The organism is Streptomyces sp. P9(2023) (genome assembly GCF_032436795.1).
Taxonomy (GTDB): Bacteria; Actinomycetota; Actinomycetes; order Streptomycetales; family Streptomycetaceae; genus Streptomyces.
Genome location: NZ_JAUPWM010000681.1, coordinates 1 through 252, shown reverse-complemented (window position 1 = coordinate 252; position 252 = coordinate 1). Strand labels below are relative to the sequence as shown.

The following is a 252-nucleotide window of genomic DNA, read 5'->3' as shown; positions in this document are numbered from 1 at the left end:
CTGCGGACAACGATGTTTTCGCAGGGACCACTACTGTTCAGACCGTCATTGCCACGCAGGACTATGCGCTAAGTAAGCGAGTGGAGACGGTACAGTCGGCCGTTGGTGATGTATCCGCAAGCGTTCAAGAGACTTCGCAGACTCTAGTTGATCTGGATGGGCAGATCAGTGCATCGTGGACGTTGAAGCTTCAGATTGCCGCTAATGGGCAATATTACGCTGCTGGCATGGGTGTTGGCATTGAGAATCAGC

1 protein-coding gene is annotated in these 252 nt (G+C 52.8%); it reads left to right on the top strand.

From position 1 onward, the window contains the following. A partial coding sequence (locus tag Q5762_RS39100) for a DUF1983 domain-containing protein (RefSeq protein ID WP_315897076.1) occupies positions 1 to 252 on the top strand: 252 nt, incomplete at both ends.